Origin of the sequence: Bacteroides xylanisolvens (assembly GCF_018289135.1) — a bacterium.
In the GTDB taxonomy this organism is placed as follows: domain Bacteria; phylum Bacteroidota; class Bacteroidia; order Bacteroidales; family Bacteroidaceae; genus Bacteroides; species Bacteroides xylanisolvens.
This window is the reverse complement of record NZ_CP072216.1, coordinates 1,933,703-1,949,807: the sequence shown is the minus strand read 5'-3', so window position 1 is coordinate 1,949,807 and position 16,105 is coordinate 1,933,703. Positions and strand designations below refer to the sequence as shown.

At 42.0% G+C, this 16,105-nt stretch carries 16 protein-coding genes; 8 read left to right on the top strand and 8 right to left on the bottom strand.

Translation table 11 applies throughout. The features are described from left to right. Positions 1 to 188 precede the first annotated feature (188 nt). Together INE92_RS08360 and INE92_RS08355 are read left to right on the top strand one after the other, a co-directional pair. Positions 189 to 1,442 carry an Nramp family divalent metal transporter gene (locus INE92_RS08360; RefSeq protein ID WP_008022695.1) on the top strand — a complete coding sequence of 418 codons (1,254 nt, stop codon included), beginning with the start codon at positions 189 to 191 and terminating at the stop codon, positions 1,440 to 1,442. A 29-nt stretch (positions 1,443 to 1,471) separates the two neighbouring features. Then, entirely contained in the window at positions 1,472 to 2,233 is a 762-nt protein-coding gene (locus INE92_RS08355; RefSeq protein WP_008016274.1) for an exodeoxyribonuclease III, read from the top strand. Here the strand turns inward: INE92_RS08355 and INE92_RS08350 are convergent. Together INE92_RS08350 and INE92_RS08345 are read right to left on the bottom strand one after the other, a co-directional pair. Next, positions 2,228 to 2,635 (bottom strand): secondary thiamine-phosphate synthase enzyme YjbQ, encoded by a 408-nt coding sequence (locus INE92_RS08350; RefSeq protein ID WP_008022692.1) that lies wholly within the window; start codon positions 2,633 to 2,635, stop codon positions 2,228 to 2,230. The genes INE92_RS08355 and INE92_RS08350 overlap by 6 nt on opposite strands. 15 nt (positions 2,636 to 2,650) lie before the next feature. After that, entirely contained in the window at positions 2,651 to 2,917 is a 267-nt protein-coding gene (locus INE92_RS08345; RefSeq protein ID WP_008643710.1) for a hypothetical protein, read from the bottom strand. Positions 2,918 to 3,009: 92 nt separating this feature from the next. On the opposite strand from INE92_RS08345, the gene INE92_RS08340 reads away from it, so the two are divergent. From INE92_RS08340 to nhaA, 5 genes are all read left to right on the top strand, one after another. After that, entirely contained in the window at positions 3,010 to 3,468 is a 459-nt protein-coding gene (locus tag INE92_RS08340) for a C-GCAxxG-C-C family protein (RefSeq protein ID WP_004312774.1), read from the top strand. A gap of 155 nt (positions 3,469 to 3,623) precedes the next feature. Next, positions 3,624 to 3,824 carry a winged helix-turn-helix domain-containing protein gene (locus INE92_RS08335; RefSeq protein ID WP_004295603.1) on the top strand — a complete coding sequence of 67 codons (201 nt, stop codon included), beginning with the start codon at positions 3,624 to 3,626 and terminating at the stop codon, positions 3,822 to 3,824. 128 nt (positions 3,825 to 3,952) lie between these two features. Continuing rightward, positions 3,953 to 5,734: a translation elongation factor 4 gene (gene lepA / locus INE92_RS08330; RefSeq protein ID WP_004312779.1), complete on the top strand. Its 1,782-nt coding sequence runs from the start codon at positions 3,953 to 3,955 to the stop codon at positions 5,732 to 5,734. Positions 5,735 to 5,875: 141 nt separating this feature from the next. Then, the gene (locus tag INE92_RS08325) at positions 5,876 to 7,054 is read left to right on the top strand and encodes a hypothetical protein (protein ID WP_008643708.1); all 1,179 of its coding nucleotides are present in this window, start codon (positions 5,876 to 5,878) and stop codon (positions 7,052 to 7,054) included. Between the two features lie 45 nt (positions 7,055 to 7,099). Next, the gene (gene nhaA, locus INE92_RS08320) at positions 7,100 to 8,401 is read left to right on the top strand and encodes a Na+/H+ antiporter NhaA (protein WP_004312783.1); all 1,302 of its coding nucleotides are present in this window, start codon (positions 7,100 to 7,102) and stop codon (positions 8,399 to 8,401) included. Here nhaA and INE92_RS08315 read toward each other — a convergent pair. The 4 genes from INE92_RS08315 to INE92_RS08300 form a co-directional block, all read right to left on the bottom strand. Further along, positions 8,398 to 9,633: a DNA recombination protein RmuC gene (locus INE92_RS08315; protein ID WP_195436474.1), complete on the bottom strand. Its 1,236-nt coding sequence runs from the start codon at positions 9,631 to 9,633 to the stop codon at positions 8,398 to 8,400. The two genes, nhaA and INE92_RS08315, sit on opposite strands and share 4 nt — an antisense overlap. Further along, a complete protein-coding gene (gene map, locus INE92_RS08310; RefSeq protein ID WP_004312787.1) occupies positions 9,633 to 10,487 on the bottom strand; it encodes a type I methionyl aminopeptidase in 855 nt (284 codons plus the stop codon). Before map ends, INE92_RS08315 begins: the two co-directional genes overlap by 1 nt. A 100-nt stretch (positions 10,488 to 10,587) precedes the next feature. Then, positions 10,588 to 11,211: a DUF4858 domain-containing protein gene (locus tag INE92_RS08305; protein ID WP_004312789.1), complete on the bottom strand. Its 624-nt coding sequence runs from the start codon at positions 11,209 to 11,211 to the stop codon at positions 10,588 to 10,590. Between the two features lie 111 nt (positions 11,212 to 11,322). Further along, positions 11,323 to 12,963: a B12-binding domain-containing radical SAM protein gene (locus INE92_RS08300; protein ID WP_004312791.1), complete on the bottom strand. Its 1,641-nt coding sequence runs from the start codon at positions 12,961 to 12,963 to the stop codon at positions 11,323 to 11,325. Between the two features lie 111 nt (positions 12,964 to 13,074). Between INE92_RS08300 and INE92_RS08295 the strand changes: the two genes are divergently transcribed. After that, positions 13,075 to 13,488, top strand: coding sequence for a hypothetical protein (locus tag INE92_RS08295; RefSeq protein ID WP_008643698.1), 414 nt, complete (start codon positions 13,075 to 13,077; stop codon positions 13,486 to 13,488). A 71-nt stretch (positions 13,489 to 13,559) separates the two neighbouring features. Here the strand turns inward: INE92_RS08295 and INE92_RS08290 are convergent, their stop codons facing one another. Continuing rightward, a complete protein-coding gene (locus INE92_RS08290) occupies positions 13,560 to 14,480 on the bottom strand; it encodes an RluA family pseudouridine synthase (protein WP_004312314.1) in 921 nt (306 codons plus the stop codon). A 112-nt stretch (positions 14,481 to 14,592) separates the two neighbouring features. Further along, positions 14,593 to 15,963 (bottom strand): 23S rRNA (uracil(1939)-C(5))-methyltransferase RlmD, encoded by a 1,371-nt coding sequence (rlmD, locus tag INE92_RS08285; protein ID WP_229037639.1) that lies wholly within the window; start codon positions 15,961 to 15,963, stop codon positions 14,593 to 14,595. Positions 15,964 to 16,105 lie beyond the last annotated feature (142 nt).

Here is a 16,105-nt window from a genome sequence, read left to right as displayed (position 1 = left end):
TTTTGCAGAAAGTCCTTATTTCCTTTTCTCGAGTAGTCCTTACTCAACCCTTTTATAATAATGTTCTCATAATTAGTGTATCATCTGTGTCCATAGGTCATCTACTTATTGGTCGGTATTTTGAACTAAAATTGATTCTCACTCGTTATTTATAAGTATATTTGTACTGGATAAACTATTATGCAAAAATGAAGAATATTTTTCAAGACTTAAGACGCAAAGATCATAAACGCTATCTGGGTGGACTGGATGTTTTTAAATATATTGGTCCGGGGCTACTGGTTACTGTAGGATTTATTGATCCGGGAAACTGGGCTTCTAATTTCGCCGCCGGTTCCGAATTCGGCTATTCCTTGCTTTGGGTGGTTACCTTGTCTACTATCATGCTGATTGTCCTTCAGCACAACGTTGCTCACTTGGGAATCGTTACCGGACTTTGCCTTTCGGAGGCGGCCACTAAGTACACTCCTAAATGGGTGTCACGACCTATTCTTGGCACAGCAGTACTGGCGTCGATCTCTACTTCCCTGGCGGAAATTCTGGGAGGTGCCATCGCGTTGGAAATGTTATTGGATATTCCTATTATATGGGGAGCTGTATTGACTACGCTTTTTGTCTCCATCATGCTTTTCACTAATTCGTATAAAAAGATAGAACGTTCCATCATTGCGTTCGTTTCTGTTATCGGGCTTTCATTTATTTATGAGTTGTTTCTGGTGGAAATAGACTGGCCGGCTGCAACGGCGGGGTGGGTGACTCCTTCTTTCCCGAAAGGTAGTATGCTGATTATCATGAGTGTGTTGGGAGCGGTAGTGATGCCTCATAATCTGTTCCTTCATTCGGAGGTGATACAGAGTCACGAGTACAATAAGAAAGATGATGCTTCTATTAAGAAGGTATTGAAATATGAGTTGTTTGACACTCTTTTCTCAATGATTGTCGGTTGGGCGATTAACAGTGCCATGATTCTGCTGGCGGCCGCCACTTTCTTTAAAAGCGGTATTCAGGTAGAGGAACTGCAACAGGCTAAGTCTTTGCTCGAACCTTTATTGGGAAGTAATGCGGCAATTGTATTTGCATTGGCATTGCTGATGGCGGGCATTTCGTCAACTATTACGAGCGGAATGGCGGCAGGTTCTATTTTTGCAGGTATTTTCGGCGAGTCTTATCATATCAAGGACAGTCACTCGCAGGTGGGAGTTCTCTTGTCTTTGGGAATTGCCTTATTGCTGATTTTCTTTATTGGAGATCCTTTTAAAGGATTGATTATTTCGCAGATGGTACTTAGTATTCAATTGCCTTTCACCGTGTTCTTACAGGTGGGACTGACGTCTTCCCGAAAGGTGATGGGCGATTATGTCAATAGTCGTTGGAGTACGTTCGTGTTGTACTCGATTGCTATTATCGTTTCGGTACTGAACATTATGCTTTTGTTTTCATAAAATGAACATGAACTTATAAATATAGAATGATGAAAATTATTACTTATAATGTGAACGGACTACGTGCAGCCGTATCTAAAGGGTTACCGGAATGGCTGGCACAGGAGAATCCTGATATTCTTTGTCTGCAAGAGACGAAACTGCAACCGGACCAATATCCGGGAGAAGTGTTTGAAGCATTGGGCTACAAGTCTTATTTGTACTCGGCGCAGAAGAAGGGATACAGTGGAGTGGCCATACTTACCAAGCGGGAACCGGACCATGTGGAATATGGGATGGGAATGGAAGCATACGATAATGAAGGACGTTTCATCCGTGCGGACTTCGGAGACTTGTCGGTAGTCAGCGTTTACCATCCTTCGGGAACGAGCGGAGATGAACGCCAGGCCTTTAAAATGGTCTGGTTGGAAGATTTCCAGAAATATGTGATGGAGTTGCAGAAGTCTCGTCCCAACTTGATTCTTTGCGGCGATTATAATATCTGTCACGAGCCGATTGATATTCATGACCCTGTCCGGAACGCGACCAACAGCGGTTTTCTTCCTGAAGAACGGGAATGGATGACGCGTTTCCTGTCTGCGGGATATGTGGACTCTTTTCGTACGCTTTGTCCGGAGAAACAGGAATATACCTGGTGGAGCTATCGTTTTAATTCGCGTGCCAAGAATAAAGGCTGGAGAATTGATTATTGTATGGTCAGCGAACCGGTACGCCCGCTGTTGAAACGGGCGTATATTTTGAATGAGGCCGTACATTCCGACCATTGTCCGATGGCTCTGGAAATATTATAGAATGGTAATACTCAATTTACGGGTGTCTCCTCCGTCGCGAAACTCGCCGAGGTAGACGCCTTGCCATGTACCTAAGTTCAAACGGTGGTTTTTGATGGGGATGGTGACCGAGCTTCCTATCAGGGAGGCTTTTATATGGGCACTCATATCGTCAGGGCCTTCAAGGGTATGGATGAAGTAGGGAGCACCGTCGGGAACGAGTTTATTAAAAAACGTCTGAAAGTCATGCCGTACGTCCGGGTCTGCATTTTCGTTGATGGTCAGTCCGGCAGAAGTGTGTTTGATAAAGACTACCAGCAGGCCGCTTTCAGGAAGTGCGGGTAGCTGTGAGACAATATCGCGCGTGATTAGGTGAAATCCGCGCGAATAATGAGGTAGTTGGATGTCAAATGTTGTAGCCATATATATTTTAGCTTTTTAAAATTTGGATGGTGGATTCAGATCTACATACGGATCTTTGACGGCTGATTCCATCATCGCGTTGATTGTAATTCCTGTGTCTTCTTTATAATTCCTTCTTTTGTTCCATTCACGTATGTCCTTGAGAGTGACATCACGTTTCTTTCTGTTTTGAGGGAAATTACTTTTTCTTTTCCTATCGGCATATTCATCCTTTCTGGCTGCGCTCATCATAGCTTGGATGGCAATGGCTGTTGATTCTTTATATGAAATAGTTTTGTTCATATTTTCTTTTTTTTGATTTTAATCTTTACGCCCTATCCGGTACAAAGATACTTTTTTATACTTTTGCACAAAATAAAAATGCAAAATAGTTTATGGAAGATAGAATACAGAAAGCAGTGGAGCTTTTTAAGAGTGGATATAACTGCTCACAGTCGGTGGTAGCGGCTTTTGCGGACATGTATGGATTTACACAGGAACAGGCATTGCGTATGAGTGCTTCTTTTGGCGGGGGCATCGGACGGATGCGTGAAACGTGTGGAGCTGCCTGCGGCATGTTTCTGGTGGCAGGCTTGGAAACCGGTGCTACGGAAGCAACTGACCGGGAAGGAAAAGCTGCCAATTATGCGGTAGTGCAAGAACTGGCGGCTGAATTTAAGAAGCGTAACGGCTCGCTGATTTGTGGCGAATTGTTGGGATTAAAGAAAAAAGAGCCCGTCTCCACTATTCCGGAAGAGCGTACTGCTCAATATTATAGCAAGCGTCCCTGTGCAAAAATGGTTGAGGAAGCGGCAAGAATTTGGTCTGAATATCTCGAAAAGCATCCAAAATGAGCTCCTAAAATGCTTTTTTATTACAAAAACGGTAAAAAAGTGCTCAATAAAGTGTTATATAACATAAAAATAACTATCTTTGCCTCCGAAATAAAATCTGAAAGTCTTTATGGCTGGAAAGATTTTAAGCATGTCTAACTAAAATTGCAAAGCAAATGTTGAAAGAAAAAGCTGGTGTAATTGCAGGTACTATCTGGAATGCACTGAACGAAACAGAAGGAATGACTGCCAAGCAGCTTAAAAAAGCAACTAAATTGGTTGACAAAGATCTGTTTCTCGGCCTTGGCTGGTTATTGAGAGAAGACAAAGTCTCTGTGGAAGAAGTTGAAGGTGAACTCTTCATCAAATTGATCTAAGCGAGTAACTCACTTAAGCAATAAAAAAATGCGTTGGTACATAATCATAATGTTATCAACGCATTTTTTTTTATTCCGCCATTTACGTATCTTTGCACACCAAAAAGATAAAATAATAAGAATTCAGAATGAAGAATATACGCAACTTTTGCATTATTGCTCATATTGACCACGGTAAGTCGACTTTGGCTGACCGTTTGTTGGAGTTTACACATACCATTCAGGTTACTTCCGGGCAGATGCTTGATAATATGGATCTGGAGAAGGAAAGAGGGATCACTATCAAGAGCCATGCTATCCAGATGGAATATACTTATCAGGGTGAAAAGTATATCCTTAACTTGATTGACACCCCGGGACATGTGGACTTTTCGTATGAGGTATCGCGTTCTATTGCTGCGTGTGAAGGTGCGTTGCTGATTGTCGATGCTTCCCAGGGAGTGCAGGCGCAGACGATTTCAAATCTGTATATGGCTATTGAGCATGACCTTGAGATTATTCCGGTGATTAATAAATGTGACATGGCGAGCGCCAATCCCGAAGAAGTGGAAGATGAGATCGTTGAATTGTTGGGCTGCAAACGGGAGGAAGTAATCCGTGCGTCCGGCAAAACGGGGATGGGAGTGGAAGAGATACTGGCGGCTGTGATTGAGCGGATTCCTCATCCGGAAGGAGATGAAGAGGCTCCGTTGCAGGCTTTGATTTTCGACTCTGTATTTAATTCTTTCCGCGGAATTATAGCCTATTTCAAGATCGAAAACGGTATGATTCGCAAGGGAGACAAGGTGAAGTTCTTCAATACGGGAAAAGAGTATGACGCCGATGAAGTAGGGGTGTTGAAAATGGATATGGTGCCTCGTAACGAACTTCGTACGGGAGATGTAGGATATATTATTTCCGGTATCAAAACTTCCAAAGAGGTGAAAGTGGGAGATACCATTACGCATATTGCCCGTCCGTGTGAAAAGGCTATTGCCGGTTTTGAGGAAGTGAAGCCGATGGTGTTTGCCGGAGTTTATCCGATTGAAGCGGAGGATTTTGAAGATCTCCGTGCGTCTTTGGAGAAGTTGCAGTTGAATGACGCGTCTTTGACTTTCCAGCCGGAATCTTCGTTGGCTTTGGGTTTTGGCTTCCGTTGTGGTTTCCTCGGATTGCTCCACATGGAGATTGTGCAGGAGCGCTTGGACCGTGAGTTTGATATGAATGTGATTACTACGGTGCCGAACGTTTCTTACCATATATATGATAAACAAGGTAATATGAAGGAAGTGCATAACCCTGGTGGTATGCCCGACCCGACGATGATTGACCATATCGAAGAGCCGTATATCAAAGCATCTATTATTACTACTACCGATTATATCGGCCCTATCATGACGCTTTGTCTGGGTAAACGTGGTGAATTGATCAAACAGGAATATATCTCCGGTAACCGGGTGGAAATCTATTATAATATGCCTTTGGGAGAAATTGTGATTGACTTTTATGATAAGTTGAAGAGTATTTCTAAAGGGTATGCTTCGTTTGATTATCATCCGAATGGTTTCCGTACTTCCAAACTGGTGAAGTTGGATATCCTCTTGAACGGTGAGCCTGTGGATGCGCTTTCCACTTTGACGCATATTGACAATGCTTACGATATGGGACGCCGGATGTGTGAGAAGTTGAAGGAACTTATTCCGCGTCAACAGTTTGATATTGCCATTCAGGCAGCTATCGGAGCGAAGATTATTTCTCGTGAAACCATTAAGGCGGTTCGTAAGGATGTGACCGCGAAGTGTTATGGTGGCGACGTGAGCCGTAAACGTAAACTGCTTGAAAAACAGAAAAGAGGTAAAAAACGAATGAAACAAATCGGTAACGTGGAAGTGCCGCAGAAAGCCTTCCTCGCCGTACTGAAGCTGGATTAAAAAAACACTGCCGCAAGCAATTTTTCAGAGATATGTTCTGAACAAATTGACTTGCGGTTAGTTTTTAATACACCAGGTGATTGCCTTCTGTCTGCAGAGCTTTCCTTGGCAATCACTTTTTAGGAACAAACAACTATAAATATGAGAAAAGTTCTGTCTTTTTCGGGCTTCCTGATGTTGGGGCTCGTCGTTTCGCAATTCTTGCCGATGATGGCAGGGGATGGCTATGGAGCTGTTAAATACATATCGAATGTATTGCTCTATGTATGCCTTAGTTTTATAATGATTAATGTAGGCCGTGAATTCGTTCTTGATAAGACACGATGGAAAAGTTACGCCCAGGATTATTTTATTGCCATGGCTACGGCTGCTTTGCCGTGGTTTATGATTGCCATTTATTATGTGTTTGTATTGCTTCCACCCGATTTTTGGAATAGTTGGGAAGCCTGGAAGGAGAACTTACTATTGAGCCGTTTTGCCGCACCGACATCAGCCGGTATTTTGTTTACAATGTTGGCGGCTATCGGGTTAAAGTCCAGTTGGATTTATAAGAAGATACAGGTGTTGGCTATTTTTGACGATTTGGATACGATTCTTTTGATGATTCCTCTTCAGATTATGATGATCGGGCTACGCTGGCAGTTGATTATTGTGGTAGTGATTGTGTTCCTGTTATTATCGATCGGCTGGCAAAGGCTGAATAAGTACGATTGGCGTCAGGATTGGAAGGCTATCCTCTTTTATTCAATAATCATATTTTTGGCTACTCAAATTCTTTATCTCGGTAGTAAGGAATTGTATGGGGAGGAGGGAAGTATTCATATTGAAGTCCTGCTGCCTGCATTTGTGCTGGGTATGATTATGAAACATAAGGAACATGACACGCCCGTGGAACGAAAGGTGTCTACCGGAATCTCATTTTTCTTCATGTTCCTGGTGGGGATGAGTATGCCGCATTTTATTGGTGTGAACTTTGCGGAGACTCATGCAGGTGCTTATTCCGTCACCGGTTCGCAGGAGATGATGTCGTGGGGGATGATTATGTTTCATGTAGTGATTGTCTCTTTATTGTCGAATATAGGAAAGCTTTGCCCGATGTTCTTTTACCGTGACCGGAAATTAAGCGAGCGACTGGCTCTTTCTATCGGTATGTTTACCCGTGGTGAGGTAGGAGCCGGAATTATTTTCATAGCGTTAGGGTATAACTTGGGTGGGCCGGCATTGGTAATTTCTGTGCTTACCTTGGTACTGAATCTGATTTTGACAGGAATTTTTGTACTTTGGGTCAAAAATCTTGCTTTAAGGAGTTATACTAATTAGAAAATTCTGTATATTGCAAAACTAATATTATAAAAACATTTCGTTATGACTATTTTGCGGACTATGCGGAACTTCTCGTCTATGAATATCACGGCGAGTATTCTTTTATTCCTGGCTGCTATCTCGGCAGCCATTATTGCGAACTCTTCTGTGGCTCCGGTATATCAGGAATTTTTGTCGCATGAACTTCATTTACAGATAGGAAATTTTAATTTGCTTTCGCATGGTGGGGAAAATCTGCGAATGATTGAGTTTATCAATGATGGTTTGATGACGATTTTCTTTTTATTGGTTGGACTGGAAATCAAACGTGAGCTATTGGTAGGTGAGCTTTCCTCTTTCCGTAAGGCGGCGTTGCCTTTCATTGCCGCTTGTGGTGGGATGTTGTTGCCTGTGATGATCTATTCGCTTATTTGTGTTCCGGGTAGTGAAGGCGGACATGGACTCGCCATTCCTATGGCTACGGATATTGCTTTTTCATTGGGGGTGTTGAGCTTATTAGGCAGCCGTGTGCCGTTGAGTTTGAAGATTTTTTTGACTGCTTTTGCGGTAGTCGATGATATTGGGGGAATTTTGGTGATCGCTCTTTTTTATAGTTCACATGTTGCCTATGGCTATCTTTTGGTAGCTATACTCTTTTATATTTTACTTTATTTTATAGGAAAGTATGGAACGACAAATAAGGTATTCTTCTTGGTGATTGGGGTGATTATCTGGTATTTATTTTTGCAATCCGGTATTCATAGCACTATTTCGGGAGTTATTCTTGCTTTTGTTATTCCCGCTAAACCTCGTCTGAATGTAGGGAAGTACATCGAAAAAATTCGTCATACCATTGCCGATTTTCCGGCAATGCAATCTGAAAGCATTGTGCTGACTAATGAGCAAATAGCCAAGTTGAAAGAGGTCGAATCGGCTTCCGACCGTGTAATTAGTCCGTTGCAGTCATTAGAAGATAATTTGCATGGAACAGTCAATTATTTGATTCTTCCTCTTTTTGCATTTGTCAATGCCGGCGTTGTGTTTAGTGGGGGAGGCGAATTAGTGGGAGCTGTCAGTATTGCTGTTGCTGCCGGTCTGTTACTGGGAAAATTTATTGGAATATATTTCTTTACCTGGCTGGCTATAAAAATAAGATTGACTCCCATGCCTTTAGGGATGACCTGGAAGAATCTTTCCGGAGTTGCATTGTTGGGAGGTATTGGCTTTACTGTATCACTCTTTATCGCTAATCTTTCTTTTGGGGTAGACTATCCTGTATTATTGAATCAGGCCAAATTTGGTGTATTGACCGGAACCGTACTTTCCGGCTTACTGGGATATGTCGTACTTCGGATTTCGCTTTAATCTGTCGATTCATCGTCTCCATCATCTATCGGAAGAATTTTCATGCTTTCTTCATGTGGCAATTGTTCAACTTGGCGGAGTTTTCGTTCGATAGCGCGAGTCCGCTTACCCATTACTTCTTCTAGTTGGTCGCCGGCATTTTGAAGGTTTTTCTGTACTTTTTCGAGTAGTCCTCCGAATTTGCTGAATTCTGTTTTTACAGCTCCTAATACCGTCCAAACCTCTCCCGTTCGCTTTTGAATAGCTAACGTGCGGAATCCCATTTGCAGGCTATTTAGGATAGCCCCTAGTGTAGTAGGTCCTGTGACAACTATTTTGTAATCTTTTTGTAGAGTTTCTACCAGACTTGTTCTTCGGATTACTTCGGCATAAATGCTTTCAAAAGGCAGAAACATAATGGCGAAGTCTGTGGTAAAAGGAGGATCTACATATTTGTCGTGAATGTCTTTTGCCATTTTTTTGATGGTTGTTTCCAATTGCTTGCCGGACGATTCTATCAATGCAGTATCTCCTGCTTCAAAAGCATCATAATATTGTTCGTACACATCTTTGGGAAATTTAGCGTCGATAGGCAGATAGACGGTGCTGTTCGCATCATCCTTTCCCGGAAGTTTGATTGCAAACTCAACGAATTCGGTTCCGCTTTTCTTGGTTTTTACATTAGCGTCGTATTGTTCCGGACTCATCATCTGCTCTAATAATGCTCCTAACTGAACTTCGCCGAATGTGCCACGCATTTTTACATTGCTCAACACCTTCTTTAATCCGCCTACGTCTTGAGCCAGAGATTTCATTTCGCCTAGTCCTTTCTGCACATTCTCAAGTTGTGAGCGGACAATTTCAAATGATTGGCCAATGCGTTCGTTCAATGTCTTTTGCAATTTTTCTTCCACCATTGTCCTCATGTCATCCAACCTCTTTTCGGTCAATTTAATCAATGATTCCTGTTGACGGGCCATCATATCGAATTTCTGACGCTGCAGCTCTCCGTTAGTCAACATATTTTTGTGCAATACGTCTTGCAATTGCTGCATATTCTGATTCAGCGTTTGAGTCATCTCCAGGCGGAGTTCCCGGATGCTGCGATTCAGTTCTTCGCGATTCTCCTGCATTTGTTGGCGCAAAGCTGTTTGCAGTTGTTCCGCTTGCGTTTGATTATTACCTTTTGTAAGTGACAGTATTAGTAAGACTATCACTAATGCGGCAATAACGATAAGTAAAATTAATTCCATTAATAAGTAAGAATTTCGTTTCCGTTTTCAGTAATCAGAATCATGTTTTCCCATTGGGCGGAAGGTAGTCCGTCGTCGGTGCAGACAGTCCATCCGTCGGCATCATCTATAAAGACTTCGTAGGTTCCCATGTTAATCATGGGTTCGATGGTAAAGGTCATTCCCGGTACGATCATCATGCCCGTACCCCGTCGGCCGAAATGCTCTACGTCCGGTTCCTCATGGAATTGCATCCCTACGCCATGTCCGCAGAGATCACGAACCACGCTGAAACCGTTCTTTTCTGCATGTTCTTGGATGGCGGCGCCTACATCACCCAGTTGTTTCCAGGGTTGTGCGGCGGCAATACCTATTTCCATGCACTCTTTGGTGACTTGTACTAATCTTTGCATGTCAGGATTGACATCGCCAATCATAAACATACGGGATGCATCGGAGAAATATCCTTTGTAAATGGTAGAAACGTCCACATTGATAATGTCTCCGCTTTTCAGAATCTCATTTTTATTAGGTATTCCGTGGCACACAACTTCGTTGATACTTGTGCAGACGCTTTTGGGAAATCCTTCGTAGTTGAGTGGGGCAGGGATAGCGCCGTGGCTGGTGGTGAAATCATATACTAATACATCAATCTCTTCAGTAGACATTCCTTCGCGAATATTTTCTGAAATATAGTCCAACAGTGCAGTATTGATTTTGGCACTTTCCCGAATACCTTCTAGTTGTTCGGGAGTACGGAGTACTTTACGGGGAGGAAGTTTGTAACCTTGTTTCCTGTATTTCTGTATTTTTGCTTCTACTTCGGCCGGATAATTGGAGGGAGTAAACCGGAATCCCTTGATAAAGTTCTTCATTATGATAGCATATTTAATCGTATGACAAAGGTACGAGAATAAATGGAAAATATGCTTTCTTGTTTTCTAAAACTTTTCGATCCTCAATTATCAATAGGATTTACCATTCGTATGAAACACTAACTTGAGGTATCCATTCCCATCTTTTTCGTATAGCATTATATTGGTATTGCATCCCTGTTTTGATTTTCCAGTTTTTATTTATTTTGAAAACGACATTACTTCCCAATTTGGTTGGTTCCACTTCGGAGGGAAGCCCTCGGTATCTTCGGGTATCGAGGTTTTGTGAACCATATATGTCGAGAGACCATCTGGAGGATAATTTATATTCCATTTGGCTTTGGATATGGAAATGATTGGAATTTTCTGCAAAGTCGCTTTTACTATGCAGAATAAGATTCTTGTTTATTCTTAGCCAGGAATAAGTGGGTAAAAAGGTGGAACCTGGCTTTTGGAACATCTTGTATGTGTGAATAGAAGGTTTCGAAAAGATTGTGGAAGATTTTAAAGTGGGTAGTGTGGGATCAAAATCTACAAATGGTTTTCGAGAGTACATTTTTTGCTCTACTTTTTCGATCAGCTTTCTGTTTATCTTGATTTCCTGATCGGATTCCAACATTTGCTGAAGTCTCAATGAGTCCTGTTTGCTCCATTCTTGCCCTGCTGCGGATAAGGGGAACAATAATAAACAAAGAATATTCAATTGATATTTCCGAATGTCCATACACTGTGCTAGTAAAGTTTATTGTATGGACGGTGAAAAACAGGATATGCTGCTTTGAACGATTAGTGAATAGTAATTATTTCACATAATATGGGAATACTTTTCTTTTGTTTATGATAGTGTTCTAGCTTTGAAAACGGGTTGTATCTTCTGAATTTCCGATTCAAAGCCAAACCAGTAGCCATGTCCTTCTTCATCGACAGGGAGGAAACATAGTCGTAGATTTTCACGGTATGCACCGTATACTACTTCCCAACTTTCAGGAGGTAACTGTCTTTTGGTTCTTACTTTTTCTGCCGGAGCTTTTTTTAATGACATACCTGCTTCTATCCATGCAATACTGACTTGTGTCAGGTAGTCGGGATAATGATTCTTGCAGAAATCATAAAGGATTAATCCTCTTCTTTCCAGACTAAGAGGAGTGTCGATGACATCTGTCCGGACCAGATGGTCGAGTAGGTCATGTATAAAATGGGGGTTCTCCAAAATTAGTATACGGGTGATATTTCGCCAGGTAGGAGTGTTATAGAAACCGTCTAACAGGCGGGACATATAATGGGCTGTTTGTAATTCATCTACCGTGATTTCACGGGTTTGGAGTACTTCGTATGGAGGAAGTGGAGAGTACTGTATACCTAACTCGTCCGCTCTTCTTCGCATTTCGGTGCCCGGAAGTAATTTCAGGGATTCCAGTTGGATTTCTCCTGCGCCATACTCGGTTAAGGTACGGACGTCGTCGAAAATCTCTGATAGATGGTAGAGTGGGAGTCCGGCTATCAAGTCGGCATGAGTTTCCATGTTTTCAAGTGAACATAGATAATGGAGTCCGGCCAAAGCATTGGAGAGTTTTCCTATTCTTCGACTTTGTTCAAGCACGTTTTCCCGAAGGCTTTGGATACCGGCTTCCAGGTGCAGCAGACCTTTAGGCAGAGTGGCTAATTCCTGTTTGAGTTCATCGGAAAGTAGTGCCGGATGAATTTCCAGATGGAAACAGATGTCCGGGTATTCGCGGAATAAGTTTAATAGCTCTTTTGCCCGTTTATTATTGTAATTGAAAGTACGATCCAGTACTCGCACGTTTTTGATTCCGTGTTCGTGTATCACGTCGAGACGTTCTTTGATTGCTTCGAGAGATAAGGTACGAACTGGCTTTTCACCTCCACTGACACAAAAAGCACAGGTGTTAAAACATCCCCGGGTAGTTTCTAACTGCACAAATGGTTTGCTCCAATTGAAGAAACGGCTTTTTTCGGGAGGAACCAATTCAGAAAAGTTCATGACACGGGCAAGTCCGTTGTCCTGATATTCTCCTGATTCATTCAGGTAACAAAGTCCTGTGATTGATTTCCATTCCTTTCTTGGCTGATTCCACACTTTTAACCATAATGGAAATACTTCTTCGCCTTCTCCGCGAAACACTCCGCTTACAAATTTGTTCTTATATAAGAAAGCTTCATTATCTCCTAAAAACTCGGGACCTCCGAGTATAACACAGCAGTGAGGTAGTAATGCTTTTGCGCGTGAAACGATGTGCAGGAGTTGCTCATGATTGAATAGCCAATTGGTAGCTGCAATGATATCCGGTTGATGGCGGTAGATTTGATTGACGACACTGCCGGTGTTTTCATTGATCGTGGCGGAAACCGTACACCATTCAATGTCTGTATTATTTGCTATTTGGGCATGTAAGGCAGGTAATGCCAACGAAGAATGAGCGTACGAACTATTTAAATCAAGCCAAAGAAGTTTCATGTGGAAATTTTAATATTATCTTTGCAAAGGTACAAAAAACTTGTGGCTTGTAATGTATAGTAAATAAAAAACGCTAATTTTGTATTAATAAACGCAATAAACTAGAGAATTATGGAAATGATAAAGAAATATGCGGGTATCTTGATGATGCTGACTTTATTGGTTGGCTTTACTTCGTGTGAAAGTGAAGACGAGACAGAATTTAATCTGCCTGGTGAGTGGTATACGAATGAAGAGATTGATTTCGGGGCATATACCTGGGGAAGAGGTACGCTTATGACTTTTAACGCGAGAAATCAAGGAACAATTGGTTCTGCCGGTGATCCGAATTATTTGGTTTTTGAGTGGAGATGGATTGATGGAGGATATAATTCAATGGAATTATATTTTTATGGTGATGGCACTTATGCCTATATTTGGGGTGCGGAAGCTACCGATAGAACCTTTAGTGGAACATGGTATAATAATTGGCGGGATTTTAGGGATAGAATAGATGGACAGCCATTCTATATGCGTCGTCAATAAAACAGTGATAAAGATTAAAAATAAAGCCAGAGTCAATCATGATTCTGGCTTTGTTTTTTGAATATAGGAATTTATTTTTTCAAAAACAACTTCTTAAATTCCGCCGGATAAGGCGTCTCGAACTCCATTAAATCTCCCGTTACCGGATGATAGAAACAAAGTTTGAAGGCATGGAGTGCCAATCGTCCGATAGGGTTGGGAGAATCTTCTCTTCCATATCTTCCGTCGCCGATAATAGGATGGCCTAAATCCTGCATGTGTACACGAATCTGATTCTTTCGGCCAGTTTCCAAATCGAGTTCCAACAGAGAATATCCGTTAGCGCGTTTGATTGTCTTATAGTGGGTAATAGATTTTGATCCACCGTCATCATATTCACTGGAACTTACGTAAAGCGTTTTATCAGTCAGCCAGGAAACGACCGTATCATAGTCTTTTTCCATACTACCTTCCACTACGGCTACATATCGGCGGTCGGTCACTATCTCATGCCAGTTGTCGCGTAGTGTCCGCTGCGTTTTTTCATCTTTGGCAAACATCATCAGACCGGAAGTATCTCTATCTAAGCGGTGAACGATAAACACACGGAATTGACGTCCGGAGCGTTGCACATATTCATTCAGTATCGTGTAGGCAGTGCGCTCTTTCTGACGCTCCGTATTGACGGATAGAAGTCCCTGCATCTTTTCGACGACAATGATATAGGCGTCTTCATATACAATCTTCAGCAATCTGTTATTAAATTCTTTCTTTCCCTTTTGCTTGCTAATTTTCACTTTCATGCCTGCTTCAAGGGGAAAGTTGAATTGCGTGGTTATCACATTATCAACAAACACGACCCGCTTGCTTAACAACGATTTTAATTTCGTGCGACTTGCATCCGGCATCTTGGCAGCCAGGAACTCCATTAATTCCATGGGCTCTTTGACTGCATAATTGGTATATTGAGCACGTGCTTTTTCAGCAGGAGTTCTTCTAGGTCTTTTTTTCATTTCTTTTTTCTTTTGAGAATTTATTTTTCACCACAGATTACACAGATTAACACAGATTTTTATTACTGATTATTATAATCTGTGCTAATCTGTGTAATCTGTGGTGAACTCTTTATCGAAGTTTCAGCAACACCACATTTTCTACGTGATGAGTGTGAGGGAACATATCTACGGGCTGAACAGCCTTCACCTTATACTTTTCATTCAGTAATTGCAGATCCCGCGCTTGAGTAGCAGGATTACAACTAACATATACAATTCGTTTCGGTTCCGCAAACAAAATGACATCAATCACATCCTGGTGCATACCGGCACGGGGAGGGTCTGTGATGATTACGTCGGGGCGCCCATGCTGATTGATGAAATCCTGCGTCAGCATATCTTTCATATCACCGGCATAAAAAATTGCGTTCTTGATATCATTGATTTCTGCATTCACCTTTGCGTCTTCAATAGCTTCCGGCACGTATTCAATACCGATCACCTGGCGGGCTTGGCGTGAAACGAAATTGGCAATTGTTCCTGTTCCTGTATAAAGGTCATATACCAGTTCGTTTCCTGTTAATCCGGCAAAGTTACGGGCTATCTTATATAAATTATAAGCCTGTTCCGAGTTAGTCTGATAGAATGATTTCGGGCCGACCTTGAAACGCAAGCCTTCCATTTCTTCAAAGATGTGGTCTTTCCCTTTAAATACGTGAACGTCCAAATCGTTGATGGTATCGTTGCACTTATTATTAATAATGTATAGAAGCGAAGTGATTTCGGGGAAAGAGTCCGCTACGAATTGGAGTAATTGCTTGAACAGTTCCATTTCGTGATCTTCTGTAATCTTGCAAATGACGATTACCATCAGTTCCCCTGTGGAAGATGTGCGTATAATCATATTCCGCAGCATACCTTCCTGTGTGCGCAGATTGATGAAAGAATAATCGTGTTCGTAAGCGTAGTCACGTACTGCGTTCCGGATGCGGTTGGATATATCATCCTGCAACCAGCATTTCTCAATAGCCAGTACTTTGTCGAATGCTCCCGGAATGTGGAAACCTACCGCATTCATCTGATCGTATTTCACGTCCTGACGAACTTCCTCGTTTGTCAACCAGCGCTTATTTGAAAAGGTGAATTCCAGTTTGTTTCTGTAAAACTCCGTTTTGTCAGAACCGAGAATCGGAGAAATCTCGGGAAGTTCGATCTTTCCGATACGTCTCAAATTATCTTCCACTTGCTTTTGCTTATATCTGATCTGCTCTGAATAGGGGAGCACTTGCCACTTGCAGCCACCGCATACGCCATAATGTTGGCAGAAAGGAACAGCGCGATTGGGCGACAGCTCGTGAAACTTCACCGCTTCAGCTTCGGCATATTTATTCTTTTTACGCTTGATTTGCAGGTCTACAACATCACCCGGCACTACATAGGGAACAAAAATCACCAGGTCGTTTACTTTTGCGATGGCTTTTCCTTCGGCAGCCACATCCATGATTGTTACCTTCTCCAATAAGGGAAGCTCTTTTTTCTTTCTTGCCACTTTTACACCAGTCTAATAATTACTTTGCAAAAGTAGGTATTTTTTTTGGAAAAAATTCGGGTATACAGAAATATTCCGGATTGTAATGTCGAAA

Excerpts from the sequence above, each read along its gene's own strand:
- nhaA (WP_004312783.1), top strand. The coding sequence starts at position 7,100 with ATGACTATTTTGCGGACTATGCGGAACTTCTCGTCTATGAATATCACG.
- INE92_RS08305 (WP_004312789.1), bottom strand. The coding sequence starts at position 11,211 with ATGGACATTCGGAAATATCAATTGAATATTCTTTGTTTATTATTGTTC.
- map (WP_004312787.1), bottom strand. The coding sequence starts at position 10,487 with ATGAAGAACTTTATCAAGGGATTCCGGTTTACTCCCTCCAATTATCCG.
- INE92_RS08340 (WP_004312774.1), top strand. The coding sequence starts at position 3,010 with ATGGAAGATAGAATACAGAAAGCAGTGGAGCTTTTTAAGAGTGGATAT.
- INE92_RS08295 (WP_008643698.1), top strand. The coding sequence starts at position 13,075 with ATGGAAATGATAAAGAAATATGCGGGTATCTTGATGATGCTGACTTTA.
- INE92_RS08325 (WP_008643708.1), top strand. The coding sequence starts at position 5,876 with ATGAGAAAAGTTCTGTCTTTTTCGGGCTTCCTGATGTTGGGGCTCGTC.
- INE92_RS08335 (WP_004295603.1), top strand. The coding sequence starts at position 3,624 with ATGTTGAAAGAAAAAGCTGGTGTAATTGCAGGTACTATCTGGAATGCA.
- INE92_RS08315 (WP_195436474.1), bottom strand. The coding sequence starts at position 9,633 with ATGGAATTAATTTTACTTATCGTTATTGCCGCATTAGTGATAGTCTTA.
- lepA (WP_004312779.1), top strand. The coding sequence starts at position 3,953 with ATGAAGAATATACGCAACTTTTGCATTATTGCTCATATTGACCACGGT.
- INE92_RS08360 (WP_008022695.1), top strand. The coding sequence starts at position 189 with ATGAAGAATATTTTTCAAGACTTAAGACGCAAAGATCATAAACGCTAT.
- INE92_RS08355 (WP_008016274.1), top strand. The coding sequence starts at position 1,472 with ATGAAAATTATTACTTATAATGTGAACGGACTACGTGCAGCCGTATCT.
- INE92_RS08300 (WP_004312791.1), bottom strand. The coding sequence starts at position 12,963 with ATGAAACTTCTTTGGCTTGATTTAAATAGTTCGTACGCTCATTCTTCG.
- INE92_RS08345 (WP_008643710.1), bottom strand. The coding sequence starts at position 2,917 with ATGAACAAAACTATTTCATATAAAGAATCAACAGCCATTGCCATCCAA.
- INE92_RS08350 (WP_008022692.1), bottom strand. The coding sequence starts at position 2,635 with ATGGCTACAACATTTGACATCCAACTACCTCATTATTCGCGCGGATTT.
- INE92_RS08290 (WP_004312314.1), bottom strand. The coding sequence starts at position 14,480 with ATGAAAAAAAGACCTAGAAGAACTCCTGCTGAAAAAGCACGTGCTCAA.
- rlmD (WP_229037639.1), bottom strand. The coding sequence starts at position 15,963 with ATGGATGTGGCTGCCGAAGGAAAAGCCATCGCAAAAGTAAACGACCTG.